The sequence below is a fragment of the Legionella massiliensis genome (assembly GCF_000756815.1).
GTDB lineage: Bacteria > Pseudomonadota > Gammaproteobacteria > Legionellales > Legionellaceae > Tatlockia > Tatlockia massiliensis.
Window position 1 is genome coordinate 110,240 of the sequence record NZ_CCVW01000003.1, and the last position, 18,729, is coordinate 128,968.

Below are 18,729 nucleotides of genomic sequence, written 5' to 3' on the forward strand. Positions count from 1 at the left end.
TTTCCACTTACATTGGTTTAAAGACCATCAAATAAAAAATGACCAAGACTGCAATAAACGCAGGCCAGCCAAGGATAAACCAAATTCTTTCATAGCGGTAATAGGTAGTTGGTAAAGCAAGATTATTGTCGATGGCATTTTCCAGGAATTTATGCATTTTTATTTGCAACCAAACTACTGGCAACCAGCAGGCGCCAGCTAAAACATACAAACAAAGTGACCAAAGTATCCATTTTGCTGTCAGGGGATAATGCAGTATATGTACTAGCCCTAAGCCGCTAAGTGGCTGAATAATCACAGAAGGGGTTGTGAAGATCCAATCAGCAATAACAACATTTTTGGTCGCAAATAGCATAGCTTGCATGTTGTTAGTTTGATTTGCTCGCCACATGTAAAAGGCACTGCCCAAACCTGTTCCAAATAAGAAGGTTGAGCTGATGATGTGTATATATTTCAGTAATAGATAAGTCATAGGAGCTGCGTTTTGAGAGTTAACTTAGATGAAAAGCTATCATTAACGTGAGGGGTTTAAAAGCCTTGTTCTAAGCCCCTCAGCCCACCTTATTGTCCAAGCACCTGGTCATGGTCGCTTCTTGACTCATCTTCTACACTCATTCTTTTCTGACGTGCTGCAATAGCAGCATTTAATTCAATAAAAAAGGATGAGCGCGACATTGATTCACTAGAGGTTGATGTGCTTTGGGTTTCAGATGAAGATAAAAATTCGATCTTTGTTACAACATTTAAATACTGATCAACAAGGGAATCCAACTGAGATGTTTCCTGAAGGTAAGCGCTGGTAAAATTATGGCAGCATTCAAGGAAAAGTGGGTCCTCATCCTTTAATAAGACAGAGGTGTTATTTATGAAGGAAAAAACTAATTCGTCTTTGAGTCTTTTGAGATTTTCAGTCATGGATTGGTGAAAGTCACCTAGGCGAGCATAGAGTTGTTGATAATGTCGATCGCTTCGGCCCTGAGTTTGATAGTTATCCATAAATTTGCGAAATAATGTAAGACATTCTTTACTGACTGGCATTCCTTTACTCCGTCAATGGGTGTAGAACTATTAAACACCTAATAGATCTATTATGCAACATCTGGAATCTAAAATGGAAAGCGGTTTGTCATAATAGAAATATTTTTATTACAATTAATAAATCTATTCATAATTCAGAATTAACGGCGGGATTTCTAATGAGATATTTAACTTACCTGAGCGCCGCTCTATTTAGTTGTCATCTATTCGCAGGCTCTACTAATTCACCCAATATTGATGAATGTATTATTGAAGGAAGCCATGTGCAGTTGATGGGGAAACTGGTTTCTGTGACTTTTCCTGGTCAACCGAATTATGAAAGTATTGAGAAGGGTGATAAACCTGAAGTTTATTGGGTTTTGAATACCCTAAAGCCCTATTGTGGCGAAGGTTATGACCTAAAAACTAAGACCCTCTCAAGGCTAGGAGAAAGCTGTTCCCGATTTCAGTTAATGCTTAAACCAGAGCAATATGATAGCCAGAGAGCCTTGCTAGGGAAAAAAGTCATTGTGTCTGGTGAAATTGTTTTAGCAAAGACTGGGCATCAGCATACTAGTATGTTAATCGATGTGAATGATATTGAATTAGAATCGGCGCAGTGAACTAAGGGGAAAAGAAATGTAGTCTGGATCCAGCGCAGCGAAATTCCGCGGCTTGAACGTGGAGTCTATAGCAAAGCGAAATCCCAACGTAGTGAATTTAAATGAAACCTTGATAAGAGGCGGGGGATGAGACCTATTACAATCCGGGATCAGTGGCTCCGAATTCCCGGATTTCTCTGCGCTGCATCCAAGCCACATCTTATTTAGCAGTGTGAAGTTTCAACTCCAACCTGGTTGAAGGCTGTTATAACCGGATTGGTATCAAGTTGTAGTTCATATGCAGCATGTAGCACTCCACAGGCTCCAGATTTAAAATCAGTATTGCTGTTCCAGTATTTGATATTGGCCAGAGCCATTGCATGATAAGCTTTTCTAATTCCAATTTTTTGTGAAAGTAGATAAAAGGCTTTATTGAATACACCACTTGCAGTGTGGACTATATAGCTTTCTCTCTCCTCCGGATCTGGGATCTCTCGATTGGCATAGGCAATTAATTCGTTATAGCTAATTTTGCAGGTTGCACCCGAACGTTTTGCTAAATTTTTATCTAAACAATCAGCAGACTCATTGTCTTGAGAGGGTTGGTCCATAAAGCGGATCGCAGTACCGAACTGGTCTCTTACCACGGTTTCGCCAACACCCCAGGTGATTTCATTAGGCACTAAATGGGCTTTGTTATAGAGGGCAGGGCTAGTTTCTAATAAGTAGGCTCGTACTGCTTGACCGGCCATATCTGATAAGGATTCATTAAGCGCGCCTTGCTGATCATGGTACTCAAGATTAGAGTGTTGCTCGGTAAATCCATGCGTTACCTCATGGCCTGCTATATCTAGAGAAACAAGTGGATATAATTCCTCGCCGTCTCCAAAAGACATCGCTTCGCCATCCCAAAATGCATTGTCATAGTACTGGCCGAAATGAACGCGCATGATAAGTTGCATCGGTGCACCAGTGGGGTATTGCAAGACATTAACGCCATACCATTTTCTGTACATATCAACTATTACATGGCCAAAATAATAGGCATCATTGGTTGGAGAATAGGCGCCGTTTATGGATTCTTCGGTATTGTTATTGCAAGGGTATTTAAAGGGAGCCAGGAGGCTATTATTCCAATCCCATTTTGAGTTCAGATTAACTAATCTGACCTCTTTGCTTTCCATTAGGCAGTAGGGGCCATTTTGATGAACATTTAGTGCCGGTAAACCATCTTTGCCGTACCAGTACTCATGGACTTTCTCATTCCCTCCAGGACCTGTATCCATATAATTCTTAACGTTATTCCATTGCTTTAGCAGGGCGCCTGTATGCGCATCAATAACAAAGAATGGCCAGACTGGTTTTTCATCGGATTTTGTGGTTTTAAAGGATACAAGATAACTTAGGATAAGCTCACCATTATCGTTTGGTCTGATTTGTAACTGTGATAGCTCTGCTGTAGTAGCTGCCTGGGGATGTAGGCTGAAGTAAGCTTTCCTTGCTAAATCAATGGCAGACTGTTTGGAAATTGCGGGTTTAATATCGATCTTAATTTCATCAAGCAGATGCCCATTCACCTGCGAATTGGCCTGTGCTTTGAGGCCGGGATTGTTGTTTTTTACAACGGTTACCTGCGAACCAACTACTGGAATCCCTTTATAGAGTTGTTGGTAGCGAACTACTGTATTGTTGCCAACTTTGGTCTGGTTTAAAGACTGTAAGACATTATTTTCTGGCGTAGCTAGAGCCCTTAAAGCAGGGGAATTTTGCGTTCTATCAATCAGGTTAAACTTATTTAAGCTGCTTAGTGGTGCTTGGTAAAGCTCAATTGGGGTTGCTGCGAGAATTAGAGTCGGGGTAAACAAAGAGAGGGTAACAAGTTGTTTCAACATAGTTTAAGACCGAAAGCATCAGGAGGAACGGTATATTGTCATGAATGTGAACACAGTGCAATATTATATCTCAACAACCGCTATTCATTAACGAATAGAAGAATACCGCCCCCTACAAGAAAGAAGGGAATTAAAACAGCCATTCCTACTCGTTGGCTATTATAGACAGAGGTGAAGATGCCGACTAATAAGGGGCCTAAGAAGCTGGTAATTTTGCCAGTTAAAGCATACAAACCGTACATTCGGGTAATTTCTTCCGGTTCAGCTAAACGAGAGAGAAAGGTGCGGCTTGCAGATTGAATTGGTCCGACAAAGATACCTAGAATCGGGGCAGATACCCAGAATAGCTGGACAGATTCTACGCTAAGCAAAAAACAATAAGTGAATAGCAAACAAAGCAGGGAGATAAGAATGGTCTTCTTGGAGCCAATCCAATCATCAATCCACGCGAAGATGCCTGCACCGATGCCTGCTGTGAGATTAATGATTATGCCAAACAAGACAACCTCAGAGACAGAGAGTTTAAAGGTTCCGGCAGCGTAGATCCCGCCTAGGGCAAACACAGTATTCAGACCATCCATGTAGATAATGCGAGAAATTAAAAATAAAAGAAGGCTTCTTCGTTGAGGTAAGCCTCTTAAAGTCAAAATAAGTTCCTGAAGCCCCTTTTTTATTGCTGAGCGGGCACCAAGCTTAGGTTCTTCTGGTGTTTGAATAAATAATAGGGGCAAACTAAAAATAATTAGCCAAATTGCCACTAACAGAGGAACAGCCCGTACATTGGCAAGAGTTTCTCTTCCTAACCAAGTTCCAAGGCTTCCTTCAATTAAAACGTAAAGGGCAATAATTAGGCAAATAATTCCACCCAGATAGCCGCTACCCCAAGCCCAACCAGAGATACGACCTAAATAGGCTTTTGGGGCAATCCCTGGTAGATAGGCGTTATAAAATACAGTGGCAACCTCAAGAGCAAAATTACTAATAAAAATGCAAAGCAAACTATAAAAAATAGAGCTTGGGTTGGGGTAGGCGAACCATAAGCAAGCGGTCGTTAATATTCCTAAATAGGTAAAGCTGTAGAGCCAGCGTTTATGATGCCCACCATAATCACCTATGGCTCCAAGAATTGGGCTTGCTATTGCAATAAGCAGGGCAGAAGCTGAAGTGGTATAGCCCCATAAAGCGGTGCCCTCTATGACATTGTTTGCAATTGATTTCGAAAAATAGGTAGCAAAGACAAAGGTAAGAATGACAACAAAATAGGGTGCACTGGCAAAATCATAAAGTATCCATGCAACAATTTCTTTTTTGCTCGTGCGTGTAAAGTTCATTTTGCCAGCTACAACATTTGCGGTGCCTAATCTTAGTATGAAATAGATTTATTTTGAATATCAGATAGATAGAAAATATCAGGATAACTTCTCAATAAGTCTAGGTGCCGTCATCTTTAACAAGGTGAAGGATCTCCTTAATGTGGTTTTGTGCTCGCATTAGGAGATCTCTTTGGGCTGAGTTATTGAAAAAATATCGCTCATAGAATATCTATTTTTTCTCATATTTTGAACAATGTTCAAGCAAGAATTTTATAGCTATCTACCTGCGCAGCTTAGTGCATTGTGCTAGCAAAAAATAACTTGTTCAACTTAATGCAATTTCTGCTTTTCTATGCCAGGTAACCTTGGCAATTTTATGTATTTTACAGTCGACTAAAAATGCCGGATTTACATTGGTATCTATATTGGTCGAAATTAAATTAAAGTGCTCGTCTTTAGAGCCGGGTCTTAATTTTCTTATATAAGTTTCCCCTGAAGTAACTGTAATAATACATAAGCAATTGACAAAATTATGGGCCTTTTGTCCGGAAACAATTTTTCCTGCAACATAATCACCAATTTCAAAAAATGGAAGCATGGAATCGTCAGTAACCGACATAATAATAGCGTTTTCATTTTCTTTTTCGAAAAAGCTGATTTCACGAAGTAATGACTCTTCTTTTGAAAGATACAATTTCGCGTCATCTATGTCATCAGCTGACACTTTATTGGCTGGGCGGGGGGCTAAACCTTCGCCAGTAATGAACCACTCAGTATTTGTAATAAGGCCTACCTTGAATAGTGCGTCAACATATTTGGCCAAGCTTTTCTGAGGGATTGAGTATTTGCCATCTTCCCAGGCTTGAATAGTCGCAGCGGAAAAGTTCGATTTTTCAGCAAATTCCCGACGTGAATATCCCAGTTGCATCCTGGCGCTTTTAATCCTTTCTCCAATTAATTTATTTGAGTTCAATTTTATCGATACCTAAAATGTGTAACCTGTAAATTTAAATATAAAAAACATAAAAAAATACTTAAATTTAATAAAACAAAGGTTGTTAATATTTCCGCTACTAGACTATCAATTTTAAGCGCAAAATCAAAAAAATAAAGTCGCTAAATCAATTAATATTTATCATATGTTGCTGTGAAAAATCCATTAAATTAACAATATAAATTTTATATTTATCCTAATAATGCGCATGTGTTGTGCGGTGTAATTTTTATAACATCATGAAAAATAATTTATTTTCTATTGTTGTGAAAATTTTTATTGGGTTTGGAGGTACGGCTATGTGGATTGAAAAAATCGAGTTATTTGAATTTAATAAATAAGTATAAAAAATAAATTTTTCTTCTAAGCTTGTTTGTTTTTAAGGAATTTTTTTAATATCGCTTAAAAATAGTAATATTTTAAAATTAAAAAAATATTAAAAAAAAATATTTATAAAGGCGTCTAGGCTAGCGTCTTTGATCTATAAATATTTGATTTTTCATGAGATAAAGATCAATTGTCAGTTAAACAAATATTTAATTAGCCATGAAATAGTAAAATTAATTATTTTTTAATAAATTTAAACTCTGTAGCCATTTAGAGCTAAACTTTTAGAAGGGTTCATAGTTAAGGGATAACAATAATGGACTATTCGTCTAGGGGTGCTAAAGTCAAATCAGGTGAGAAGTTCGGGCTTTCTGGGTATTGGATCAATAAGGATCAAACTCATCCTGTACGTATACTCTATGAACCAAACGCCGATGATATTGTACCAGGGATAACTCAAGACCTTGTTTTTATTTATTACGGCTCTACAAAACCAACCCCCTTAGAAATCAGCACGCTAATTGCTGAGAGTCTAAACGCTCATTAATTCTGAGCGCAGTTTGGGAGTAAGCGTTCACGCCCTATTCACAGAAAGTCTGTTTTTCTCGCAACCTGCGATCAAATCCAAACTTTCACCAAGGTTCAAGCAAGCCCCCTGAACGGATACGTTTGGGAGAGCCTTATTCAAAAAAACTTCCCATATTGATGATTAGAAATCCCAGCTAGTTTATTATTCTATGTCCCAACCGATTTTTAGACCAAGAACATGAATAAATACCGTAATATCTTTGCTTGTATCATCGGTAATGCGCTTGAGTGGTATGAGTTTAGTTTATTTGCTTATTTATCTCCTATTATTGCCAATCTTTTTTTCCCTGCACAAAACCCAATAACGAGCCTGTTGGCTACTATGCTTGTTTTTGCGGCGGGTTTCATTGTACGCCCTCTGGGATCGATTGTTTTAGGGCATCTAGGTGATCGCTATGGTCGTGCAAAAACGCTAAAATTTACTATTCTCCTTATGTCTATTTCATCGGTGCTAACCGGTTTTCTGCCAACTTATCAACAAGCAGGTTTGCTAGCCCCAGTTTTATTAGTAGTTTGTCGCTTGTTACAAGGTTTTTGTATTGGTGGGGAATTCGCTGGTTCTATGATTTATTTATCTGAGTCAGCAAATGCGAAGCATCGAGCATTTATCAGTAGCATGACAAATAATGGTTCAAATATCGGAGTTTTGTCGGCAATTGTTGCTTGTGCGATTTTTTCTAACTTGTTTGGTAATGAGCTTTTGGCCTCTTATGGTTGGCGGGTTCTATTTATTTCTGGCGGCTTATTGGGGGTTATGGGCTTATGGTTAAGACGCGATCTTGCTGAATCGGACACTTTTTTGCAGCTGCAGCAAAATATTAATGAGCGCTATGTTCCTTTTGTTTATGTTTTAACTAAGGAATCTAAGCGAATTATTCATATTATTTTACTGTTATTTATCAGCGCCTGCGGCAGCTATACGCTGATGGGGTATTTATCAACCTATTTGCATGAGTTTTTAAATGTCCCACTGAATAAAGCCTATCAAATGCAGACTATATTCATTGTTTTTTCCTTACTATTTGTGCCGCTATTTGCTTATCTTTCAGATAGAGTCGGCAGAAAAAACATCTTAGTTTTCTCAATCCTGGGCTATTTGATTTTTGCAATACCTAGTTTTTGGTTTTTACAGCAATGTCCAGCCTGGTGGGTCTTAATACCCTTGGTTATTTTTTATAGTGCAGAGCAGGCAGTAACCCCAGTTGTGATGGCCGAAATGTTTCCAGGTAAAGGGCGTTACACGGGTATTTCAATTGGTTATAACATTTCTATGGCTCTGGTAGGGGGATTCTCCCCGGCGATTAATACTTGGTTGATAAACCATTTCAATAATCTGATGATTGCCTATTATGTTTGCTTTTGCGCCTTAGTTTCCTTGTTTGTTATTTTGAGGCATTTACCCAAGGAATTTGGTGAGGATTTGAACCTGGCTGCTGCATGATTCTTTATAATAAATGGTCCTGCTCATGCGCATTTATCCCCTCTCATCGCCGTGGCGTTAAGTCAAGGAAAGGTTTTGTCGGGAAACTATTTCAGCTAAGCACAGTGCCACACATCAGGAGATGTCTCTCTACGTTCGACATGACGTAGGTATTCCATTAATGGTAGAGGGAGGTGAGGGGAGCCTGATTTTGCCCTTCTCATTAATATCAAATGAAAAACGCAGATTATTCAGCCGCGTTTTTTTTCGTCCGTCTTTTATCCTGCCAGGTTTGTATTAAAACATAAAAAACTGGCACAAAAACGACGGCAAGGCAGGTTGAAGCTATCATTCCACTGCAAACAGCTATCCCGATAGAGTGACGAGCATTGGCACCGGCTCCTGTCGCAAATACCAAGGGCATCACTCCCATAATAAAGGCAAAGGAGGTCATAAGAATTGGTCGGAAGCGGGTTTTTGCTCCGAGAACGGCGGCTTCAATAACGGATTTGTTATGGATTTCCCTTTGCTCACGCGCTACTTCAACAATCAAAATAGCATTTTTTGCAGCCAAGGCGATTAGCAGCAAGATACCAATTTGTGTGTACATATTATTCGCCAGTCCGAGTGAGAGCAGAGCGATGACTGTACCAATGAGTGCAAGGGGTACGCTAAGTAGAATGGAGGAGGGAGTAAGCCAGTTTTCATATTGACCTGCCAAAATCATATAGACAAGGATGAGTGATAAAAGAAAAATGTAGTAACTCATATTACCAGCAATCTTTTCCTGGTAGGCGGTACTGGTCCATTCAAAAGACATGCCTGAGGGTAAGAATTTCTTGGCTAACTGCTCAAGTGCTTGAATGGATTGCCCTGTACTGAAACCAGCGCCGGACATCCCATTAATAAGACTAGAAGGATAGAGATTATAAAGAGAGATAATTGCTGGTCCTCTTGCTGGATTAATTTCAGTTAGTGTTCCAATCGGCACCATTTCACCGAAACTATTTTTTACATAAAAATTACGGACATCATTAATGGTCATACGAGTTGAAGGCTCAGCTTGAACATAAACCTGAAATACCTGACCAAATTTGGTAAACAAGTTGACGTAGGTTGAACCAAGATAGGTTTGTAAGGTGTCAAAGGCATCACCCAAGGTTACGCCCAAAGATTCAGCTTTGGTGCGATTGATCGGGGCAGACACCTGTGGCACGGAGGCACGGAACGAGGTTAATAGCCTTTGCATCTCGGGTAGGTGGTTTCCTTGAATAATAAGCTGGTCGGTTGCATCCTGGAGTTTGGCGTAATCAAAGGAACCATCCTGCAATTCAACCTGCATTTGAAAACCGCCAGAAAGGCCCAAGCCTTGAATAGGGGGGGGAACCACAACGGAGACCTTCGCATCAAGTGTCTTGGCGCCAATTGCATTCAGTTTCATATAGAGTGATTTTAAGTCTTCACCTTTGCCCCTGACACTCCAATCCTTAAACATGACATATAAGACACCGGCATTAGCCAGGGGAGTGTTGTTATCCAGTAAGGAAACCCCATCAATAGCAATCACATTTGCAATGCCTGGTACCGTAGATATCTTTGTGCTCAGATCTCTCATAACCTTGTCAGTGCGTCCCAGCGTTGCGCCATCGGGTAAAACGACATTTAAAACTAGATAGCCCTGATCTTCTAAAGGAATAAAACCAGTTGGTACATGGCTTAGACCAAAGACTGCAACAAAAATCAGGAAAACGCCGAGCAAACAAACGGGGCCACTTTTGTGAACAAGTTTACTAATAAAACCAACATAGCGTTCTTCAATTGGGTTATAAATTCTGTCGAAGGCTCGGAAAATGACATTTTTCTTTTTATTGGGATCGATTGGCCTTAACCACAAAGCACATTGGGTTGGCTTCAAAGTCATCGCGTTAATAGCGGAGATAAAGGCTGTTGCAGCTATGACTAGGGCAAATTGAGCGTACATGGCGCCAGTTAGTCCTGGCATAAAGCCTGCAGGCACAAATACAGCCATAAGCACCAGGGTAATACCAAGCACGGGACCAATGAGCTCTTTCATTGTTTCGATGGCTGCCTCTTTGGGAGGTATTCCACGTTCAATATGTTGAGAAACCCCTTCAACAATAACGATAGCATCGTCGACAACAATACCAATAGCGAGCACCAGGGCAAACAGGGTTAATAAATTAACACTAAAGCCTAGGGCTAACATTGCAATAAATGCCCCGATAATTGTCACGGGTACAGTTGTGGCAGGGACCAGAGTGGCACGGAAATTTTGTAAAAAGACCAAGATTACGATCAACACTAAAATGCCGGCCTCGAAAAGGGTCGAGTACACTTCACTGACCGAGGCTTTTACGAAGATAGTTGTATCAAAGGGTATGTCGTATTTCAGGCCAGGAGGGAACTTTTTAGCCATCTTAGCTACAGTGTTCTTCACCTCATTAGCAACCTCTAAGGCATTTGCCCCTGGAAGCTGGTAGATCCCAATGGCAGCTGTTGGCTTATTATTTAAATTAGCAAGCATGCTGTAATTTGAGGAGCCAAGTTCCACACGGCCAACATCACGGACACGTACAACCTGTGCAGTGGTGCTCTGATTTGCTGATTGATTAGACTGTGTGCTAACGGTTTTAACAATAATGTCTTCGAACTCTTCTGGGTTTGAAAGTTGGCCTGGGACATTAACAGTCAATTGTAAGGGTTGAAGACCTGCTGTCGGTGGGGCAGCAATTTGTCCGGCTGATATTTCCTTATTCTGATGGCTGATAGCCTGCAACACGTCACTAGGATTTAAGCCATAGATATACATTTTCTTGGGATCAAGCCAGATCCTCATCGCATAAGAGCCAGAACCAAAGATCACAACATTACCCACACCGGGTAAGCGCGCGAGCTCATTCTGCATGTTAATGGTCGCGTAGTTATTAAGAAATAATCCATCGTACTCATCATGTTCAGAGGTAAGGGTGATGAATTGCAAAATTGCTGTTGACTTTTGTTGGACTAAAACACCTTGTTGCTGCACTTGCATCGGCAATTGCGCCATAGCTGCCTGTACCCGGTTTTGCACCAGCATTTGTGCGAAATTGAGGTCAGTTCCGATAGCGAAAGTTACAATAAGTGTATAAGCACCGCTATTAGTACTTGTTGACTGCATATAGATCATGTTTTCCACGCCATTGACCTGTTGCTCAATGGGGAGGGCTACTGTTTTAATCAGGGTTTTCGCATCAGCTCCTGGATAAGTGGTCGTCACCTGGATTGTTGGTGGAACTATTGCTGGATATTGCGAAACAGGCAAAATATAGATTGCAATTGCCCCTAAAAAGACTAGAAATAACGCAATTACGTTAGCCAGTACTGGGCGTTCAATAAAAAATTCGGAAATCATTGTTGTTTATTCCCATCTTTAACTGGTGCGACCTGATTGCCAGGAGTAGCATTCTGAACCCCAGAAACAATAACCTCATCTTGTGGACTAAGCCCTTTAAGAATGGCACGTGTATCCTGTTCTAAGGTGCCAAGGGTTACACGGGTTAGCTTGACATAATTATCTTTCTCAAGGGTGTATACATAAGGGCCAATTTGGTCATATTGAATTGCTGTATCGGGAATCGTTAATTGTGCGGTCTTTCTGCTAATGGGGATGCGAACCTGCACAAAGAGCCCTGGGAGAAGTTTGTGGTCTTTATTTTTTAAGAGGGCTCTGAATTCTATGGTACCTGTTGAAGCATTAAGACCGGTATTGACGAAGTCCAGCTGCCCTTGATGGGAAAAATCCTGTTCACTTTGCATTTTCACAAAAACAGGCACTTTATTAATGTCAGCAGCGCTAAAACCTGCGTCATGAGCTGCTGCGCGGACTTTGATTAAATCCAACTCATTCAAGTTGAAATACACATAGATAGGGTCGATTTGCTCGATCGTTGCCAGAGCGGTTGCTTCGCCATTGCCAACTAAATTTCCGGCATCAACAAGATGGCGACCAATTCGACCATCGAAGGGGGCCAAAACATGGGTATAACTGTAGTTAATAGCAGCAACTTGTTCATTGGCTACCGCTTCGGCAATTTGCGCCTGTGTCTCAATAGTTTTTGATGACCATTTTTGGACATTGTTGAGCGAGGTAGCATTTTGCTTATACATTCGTTGCTGACGCTCATATTCGGTTTTGGTGTAGTCATAAGATGCTTTCTGCGCAACTACTGTAGCTTGAGCTTCTTTCAATTGTTCAAGATAGGGCTGGGGTTCAATAATGAATAATTCCTTACCTTTTTTGACAAAAGAGCCGTCGGTAAACTCAACTGCTTCAAGATAGCCCTTAATCCTGGCAACCAAATTAACAGAGTTAAAGGCAACCATGTTGCCGGTCTGAGTAACATATTCTGCAATATTCTTTGTCACAGGTTTTTGGGTTACGACCGAGGGAAGAGGCAAGGCCGGAGCGCTTTCTGTAGAGAAATGCTTAATGAGCCAATAAGCCAAAAGGATAACAACCAAGGCAGGGATTATTAGCTTTAGATTTTTTGTTTGTTTATCAGAATTCATACTCATCACCAATTTGGTAAATACAGTTGTTTTGTCTGCTGTCCCTTTGTAGCGGGCGGCTGATGATTTTCTTGCTTGAGCAAGGATCCCCAATTGGTTCTAGCAGCCATTTGCGCCTTCATCTCCAGAGGAACAATATCATTGCAATTACGAATCTGCCATCCGCCACCAAGTGAACGGTAAAGAGCAACCAAGGCTTTGGGAATATCGCCCTGGGTGTTGGTTAGCGCGGTTTGTACTTGCAACTGTTGACGCTCAGCATCAAGAACCGGGGTAAAATCTGCCTCGCCTTCTTTATAGCGAATCAGCGCTAATTGCGTTGATTTAATCGCAGAACTATTGGCAGTTGTTAGATAGCGTTCAGCTCTTTTGGACTCTACGAACTGAGTTATATGATCTTGTACTTCTTGCTGCGCCTTTAATACCAGATTTTGATAATTCAAAAGCGACTGTTGGAACGCTGCATCCTGGGCGCGTACGGCGTTGGTTATTTGACCATAGTTTAAGATAGGCCAATTAAATGATGGACCCGCAGTTATGGTGCGATTTGACCAGCGGAAAATATTATCGAGTGAAGAGCCGCCAATGGTATTGGAGGTGAAGGCAAAGGTACCAGCTAAGGTAAAGGCAGGGTATAACTCGGCTTTGGTTGCTCCAATTGCTTCGGATTGAGCTACGGCTTCCATACGCGCCTGGTAGATATCAGGTCGTTTAACCAGCGTTTCTATAGGAATTCCGACCGCAACGGAGGTTGGTGCATGGGGAATCCCGTGATTAATTTTCAATAAGGCATCGACTTTGTCAGGTGTTGTTCCAAGTAAGACTCCGAGAGCATCTTTTTGTTGCTGCAAGGTGCTTAGCAATTGTGGAATCCTCGCTTGAGTCTGCGAATATTCAGTTTGCGCTTGTTGGACATCCAGTAAACTAGTTTGACCAGCACCATAACGCGCTTTCGCTATCTGAAGACCCATGGCCTGTACCTGGATATTTCTTTTAGTGATTTGTATTAATTTTTCAGTGGTACGAATATCGATATAACTGGTAGCAATATCCGAAGTAAGACTAACCAATGCATTATCATAGCCTGCAAAGGAGGCAAGAAAGGTCGCATCATTAGCACGAATTGCTCTGCGGTATTTCCCCCAAAAATCGAGCTCCCAGCTAGCAGAACCACCGAGTGTGTCCGTGTAAAAATTTGAGGGTAAAAGTCCCTGCAAAGAACCACCGCCGATGCGATTGTAGGTTAGATCGCCAAGCAAAACCTGTTTTTGCGGATAGAGCTCACCAACGGATTGGGCGAGTTGTGCTCTAGCTTGCAAGACATTTGCTGCTGCGATCTGAATGGTTAAATTGTTTTGATAGCCCTGCTGGATTAAGGAGGTGAGGGTAGGATCGTGGAAGACTTTCCACCAATTGGCATTTCGTACAGGGGCTTGTTTAATCGTAGGATCGTTCTTTAACCAATGCTCAGCAACGTTTTTTTTCGGCTCTTTATAATCTGGTCCGACCATAAAACAAGCACTAAGCAGAAAACAGAGTATTAGAATGAGCGTCCTTATCATAGATTTAGATAACTTCCCTTGTACTTGTTTTAATTAATTTTGGTCTTAGAAAAATAAGCTAATTTTCTGACAACAATAGAAGGCATTCTCTGTGACAAATCTGATTTTTGCAAGCAACATCTGAATAAATCGATAAAAAACCTTTGTACGGGACAAAAAATGTGAAATCTCAGAGAAAACTCGAATTCCCGCGGCTTGACCGTGGGATCTGGCCGTGGCTAAAGCTACATAGGCCCCGCGGTCAAGCCGCGGGAATTCGAGCAATGAATTTAAGAGTAGCTTGGTGCATCCAAGCTACTCTACCGTTAAGCTGAGGAAACACTTAACCCTTCGCTAGATTCAGTTTGAACCAATTCTTCTGCTGTATCAAAAGGAGGTAAGGCAGCATCACATTTCCTTAGATAATTCTCACCTCTGCTATGCAATTTAAAAAATGTGGGAAAACTTTTATCAGCGTAGTAAGAAACAGCTATCAGACCTAAAACTCCAGGAAATACACCTGTTATAGTAATTGCTAAGGCGGTAAAACAAGCCTTTGCAAAACGTCCCCAACCCTCATCGCGATGAGCTTTTAGATTCAGCTCCACATCGGCATCATGAAGTGTTGCTTGGAAATTACTGACTCGTGCGCTGGGTAAGGGCTCTGATTTGCTGTCCTCTAACAGATGTCTCAAATTGCTTACAATAGCGAATTTGGCGGCAATTTTATCGTACTCCACTTTCTTAGCCGGATTTTCTGGATCCTCTTTCATATTGGGGAGGGTGCCATATTCGATTTGCTCTAAATCAGGACTATATTGCTTGGCGGAATCTAATAATTCGTTTTGATATTCAATAGTGAATGGCAGAAGCTTAGCAGTGATTAAAACAGCTTGCTCTCTTTCTTTTGCAGAGTTTAATTGGTCTATTAGTCTTTGTTTTTGCAAAAGTCTTAGATCATGATTAGATTTTTCTTCTTCGGAGGTTTTACCAAGACCTTGCAGTTTCCTGGCTTGCTCATCAATGATTCTGTTTTTAGCTTCTAATTCCTCAGTAGTGCTAGCTAAACGATTCTTTTGATCCGCAATAGTTGCATTTCTTCTCTCAAGCTCTTTAGAAAGTAATCCTAATTGAGAACCTTGTTCCTCAATAGTTGCTTCTCTGTTCTCGAGATTAGTGCTAAGCGCCTCTAATTTAGAGCTTTGTTCCTTAATAGTTCTATCTCTATTCTCAAGGTCTTCTGTCAGCGATTTTACTTTAGCGCCCTGTTCCTTAATGGCTCTATCTCTGCTTTCCAGCTCAATAGAAAGCGAATCTAATCTAGAGCCTTGTTCACTAATAGTTTTATCTCTGCTTTGGAGGTCAGAGGTAAGTAAATCTAATCTAGAACCTTGTTCCTCAATAGTTGCCTCTCTGCTCTTGAGATTAGTGCTAAGCGTATTTAATTTAGAGCTTTGTTCCTTAATAGTTGCATCTCTACTCTCAAGGTCTTCTGTCAGCGATTTTACTGTAGCGCCTTGTTCCTTAATGGTTTTATCTCTGCTTTCCAGCTCAATAGAAAGCGAATCTAATCTAGAGCCTTGCTCCTCGATGGTCGCCTCACCGCTCTTGAGATCAGCGCTAAGCGAATTTAATTTAGTGCTTTGCTCCTCAATAATTCTATCTTTCTTCTGCTGCTCCGCAATAAGACTTGTAACTATAGAATTTTGCTCTTCTAGGTGTCTTTCTCTATTTCTTAATTCTTCATCTACTTTGGCTAGTACTATACTTTGCTCTCCAAATTTTTGCTCTTGTTGTCTTAGACAAGTAGACAAGGACTGATTACTTGTTTGTAAATCTTCAATTTCAGGCGAATGGGCGCCATGCTTGATAGCTTCACGTTTTAATAACTCAAAAAATGATCCACTCAAATACTCGGGTTTAGTACGCAAATCAAAGGCTTTTTCTTTTAATAAGCAGCCACCAATTTTTACTAAATAAGACATACGATAATCGAGATCCATCCTCTCGATCTCAATCTTCTTTTCAGAAAGTAAATTACGTAGCGCAGGGAGATCTTTAGATAAGGTAGCGGATAGATTATATAAACGCTCAATATTTTTTAAATAATCTTCTACTGAGGTTTGATGGGCTTCAATGCAAGGTTGTAAAAATTCATTGGCTTTAGATGAAATTATTTCCTTAAGTTCCACGCTAAGATTTTCACCAAAACTTCCTACTGTACCGGTAATAATTTCTTGAATATCACTGATAGACCTGACCCTATCTGCTGAAACCTCTCCAAGGCTGGCTGCAACTGCTGCAAGTCGCTCATCCTTGGATAAATGGCTGCTAATAAAGTCCTGAAGTATTTTGTAATAGCTCTCTGGGGGAGTTAGTAAATAACTAATTTGCACATATAGATAATCAGTTTGCTCAATAATAGAGTGAAAATGCGTTTCAACTGTATTTTTCAGGCCTGTTTCAATGAGGTCATCAAATTGCTTGATATATTCCTTATGTGAGACATGAATATTTCCATCGCTTTTTATCCTTTCCTTGGCTGCTTTTAATATTCGAAAGGGCTCTTCTATAACATTACGAAGGTTGATATCTTCTTCTTGGGTTAAATTATTTCTTAAATATTTTTGACTAATGATATCAACCAATAAAGATAGGCTATTGAAGAAAATCTTGGCCCCATTTTCACTTTGCAGAAGGTCTAAGAGCTTTTGAACATCTTTATCTTCATTGACTTCTAAGGGTGAGAGTAAGGCCTGAATCGTTTTTCCTAAGGTTATAGTTGTTTTGCTTACTATTTGATCCAGAGTGGATTCGGTCAACTCGTCAAAGTCGATGTATTTGCGCAGATAGAGGAGGGCATGCTCTTCATTTAAAAAGGTTTCATTAAAGGTCGGTGCCACGTTTTCCATAGAACTGTGGTTGTGGCCACGAAGATGAACAAAACGTTGCTTGCTTGCGGTATATTGGGCACCAAGCCAGGCATAGGAACCATTGGCAAAGGAGCGGTATGCCTCATCGTTCTTTTGTACTTCCATGTAGTGATTTAAAATGATTTCTCGACGAGTAATATCATCAGCGCTAAGAAAGTTATTTAAAACAGAATCAAGTTTTTCATGCCCAGAATCTAATTTTTGATAAAAAGCCTGATCGAATCGCCCACCTGTGTTTTGATTGAAGAAATAAAACAACTTACATAAAACCAGGTTTTGTATGGTTGTGGTGTCGCGATTTTCGATGTCTTGAGGTACTTCTACGCCTTGCTGATTATAGCGATTTCCGCTTGCTGAACCATGATGGCCTGGTAAAACTAAGGGTTGCATTCCTTCAGGGACTATAGGAGTGAAACAACAGGTTCTTTCATCACGAAACAATATTAATTCATAGTTGTCACAAGTCGGTTTTTCATAAAATCTTGGGCTGTGCCAACGAATCTTTTTAATGCCGAATTTACTGCCGCCGGGAACAGGATCCATTAAGAAGGGATTTATTTTTAACTTATTCAGCCTATGTAATAATTCCACACGTAATTCAGGTTTTTCGTTATCTGGTATCTGGAAAAGTTCTCTCATTGCTGCAGCAATGTAAGTGTTATCGTCATCCCCTGGTGCTTCGCAAAGGATATCCCTTAAGGATTTCTTTGGATGCTCAGCTAAGGCCTTTTTGATGCGCGCTAATTCATTCATCACCATAATTGCTTCAACGGAACCACGGCTGTGTGAAGCGATTTCTAAGTTTTCTTTACCGCTAGCAGCTGCTCTTAAGGCTAAAAAGACGCCCTGGGCAACGCGTTTGCCCACTTCAGTTCCAAGCGTTGTTGGGCCATTAAGTACGTCAACAGAGGGAGAATTATAAGATAGGGGCTCGCCTAATTTACCAATCTCAGCTTGTCCTTGTTCACCTAGGTAGGCGACAACAGTCTGAGCGGCAAGGGAAAGTGTTTCACCTTGTTCATAGGATTTTTTCTGTACGGGATCTTCAAGAGTAATGGTAGGGCGTTGCGTAAAAACCGTATCAGTCCCTAAGAAGAAAAGAAAGTGGTTTTTCTCCTGAACAACTTCTTGATTCAAAAGGAAAAAAATATCTGCTAAGTCATTAGGTTTTGACATGTATACTCCAGAGATAAACAACTTTTCATCCCTGAGACTTCGAGCCTGTCCTTGGCGGTTTAAAATTTAACGCAAAGTTCTAAAAGCCGCCATTATATGGGGATATTTTACTAATGGTCAATCAGTCTATAGAAAGAAAAAATAATGGCATTATTGTATTAAAAGTGGTTTTGCTGGATGTATAAGAAGCTAATAGAAGAAGTACCGAATAATTTAAATCTAGTCTGTGCTAATTTAAATCACTCGGTAACTGTATTGAGGATTATTTTGTGAAGTCAACACCCGATTTTAGTTGTTCATCGTTAGCGACAACGATCGACTTGCTAGCTGGCGTAGCCAAGAACCTATCTTTTTGTT

Annotated in this window: 12 protein-coding genes; 3 read left to right on the forward strand and 9 right to left on the reverse strand. The window is 40.5% G+C overall.

Translation table 11 applies throughout. The features are described from left to right. Positions 1–7: 7 nt before the first annotated feature. A complete protein-coding gene (locus BN1094_RS12150) occupies positions 8–472 on the reverse strand; it encodes a DUF2269 family protein (protein WP_043874735.1) in 465 nt (154 codons plus the stop codon). Between the two features lie 89 nt (positions 473–561). Then, complete coding sequence (locus BN1094_RS12155; RefSeq protein WP_043874736.1) at positions 562–1,038, reverse strand: hypothetical protein; 477 nt, start codon at positions 1,036–1,038, stop codon at positions 562–564. A gap of 158 nt (positions 1,039–1,196) precedes the next feature. Between BN1094_RS12155 and BN1094_RS12160 the strand changes: the two genes are divergently transcribed. After that, positions 1,197–1,640, forward strand: a complete 444-nt coding sequence (locus BN1094_RS12160) for a DUF4431 domain-containing protein (protein WP_052403276.1) — start codon at positions 1,197–1,199, stop codon at positions 1,638–1,640. 203 nt (positions 1,641–1,843) lie between these two features. On the opposite strand, the gene BN1094_RS12165 is transcribed toward BN1094_RS12160, so the two are convergent. The 3 genes from BN1094_RS12165 to BN1094_RS12175 all read right to left on the reverse strand — a co-directional run bounded on the left by BN1094_RS12165 (position 1,844) and on the right by BN1094_RS12175 (position 5,797). Then, entirely contained in the window at positions 1,844–3,511 is a 1,668-nt protein-coding gene (locus BN1094_RS12165) for a M4 family metallopeptidase (RefSeq protein ID WP_043874737.1), read from the reverse strand. Between the two features lie 80 nt (positions 3,512–3,591). After that, positions 3,592–4,842, reverse strand: coding sequence for an MFS transporter (locus BN1094_RS12170; RefSeq protein WP_043874738.1), 1,251 nt, complete (start codon positions 4,840–4,842; stop codon positions 3,592–3,594). A gap of 307 nt (positions 4,843–5,149) precedes the next feature. Beyond that, positions 5,150–5,797: a helix-turn-helix domain-containing protein gene (locus tag BN1094_RS12175; RefSeq protein WP_141650472.1), complete on the reverse strand. Its 648-nt coding sequence runs from the start codon at positions 5,795–5,797 to the stop codon at positions 5,150–5,152. Positions 5,798–6,461: 664 nt separating this feature from the next. Here BN1094_RS12175 and BN1094_RS12180 point away from each other — a divergent pair. Next, positions 6,462–6,692, forward strand: a complete 231-nt coding sequence (locus BN1094_RS12180) for a hypothetical protein (protein ID WP_043874740.1) — start codon at positions 6,462–6,464, stop codon at positions 6,690–6,692. A 219-nt stretch (positions 6,693–6,911) separates the two neighbouring features. Further along, positions 6,912–8,174: an MFS transporter gene (locus tag BN1094_RS12185; protein ID WP_043874741.1), complete on the forward strand. Its 1,263-nt coding sequence runs from the start codon at positions 6,912–6,914 to the stop codon at positions 8,172–8,174. 226 nt (positions 8,175–8,400) lie between these two features. Here the strand turns inward: BN1094_RS12185 and BN1094_RS12190 are convergent, their stop codons facing one another. The 4 genes from BN1094_RS12190 to BN1094_RS12205 form a co-directional block, all read right to left on the reverse strand. Then, positions 8,401–11,565, reverse strand: coding sequence for an efflux RND transporter permease subunit (locus BN1094_RS12190; protein ID WP_043874742.1), 3,165 nt, complete (start codon positions 11,563–11,565; stop codon positions 8,401–8,403). Beyond that, positions 11,562–12,722: an efflux RND transporter periplasmic adaptor subunit gene (locus tag BN1094_RS12195; protein WP_052403277.1), complete on the reverse strand. Its 1,161-nt coding sequence runs from the start codon at positions 12,720–12,722 to the stop codon at positions 11,562–11,564. Before BN1094_RS12195 ends, BN1094_RS12190 begins: the two co-directional genes overlap by 4 nt. Before the next feature lie 5 nt (positions 12,723–12,727). Further along, the gene (locus BN1094_RS12200) at positions 12,728–14,284 is read right to left on the reverse strand and encodes an efflux transporter outer membrane subunit (RefSeq protein ID WP_043874744.1); all 1,557 of its coding nucleotides are present in this window, start codon (positions 14,282–14,284) and stop codon (positions 12,728–12,730) included. 305 nt (positions 14,285–14,589) lie between these two features. Then, complete coding sequence (locus BN1094_RS12205; RefSeq protein ID WP_043874745.1) at positions 14,590–18,372, reverse strand: coiled-coil domain-containing protein; 3,783 nt, start codon at positions 18,370–18,372, stop codon at positions 14,590–14,592. Between the last annotated feature and the right edge of the window lie 357 nt (positions 18,373–18,729).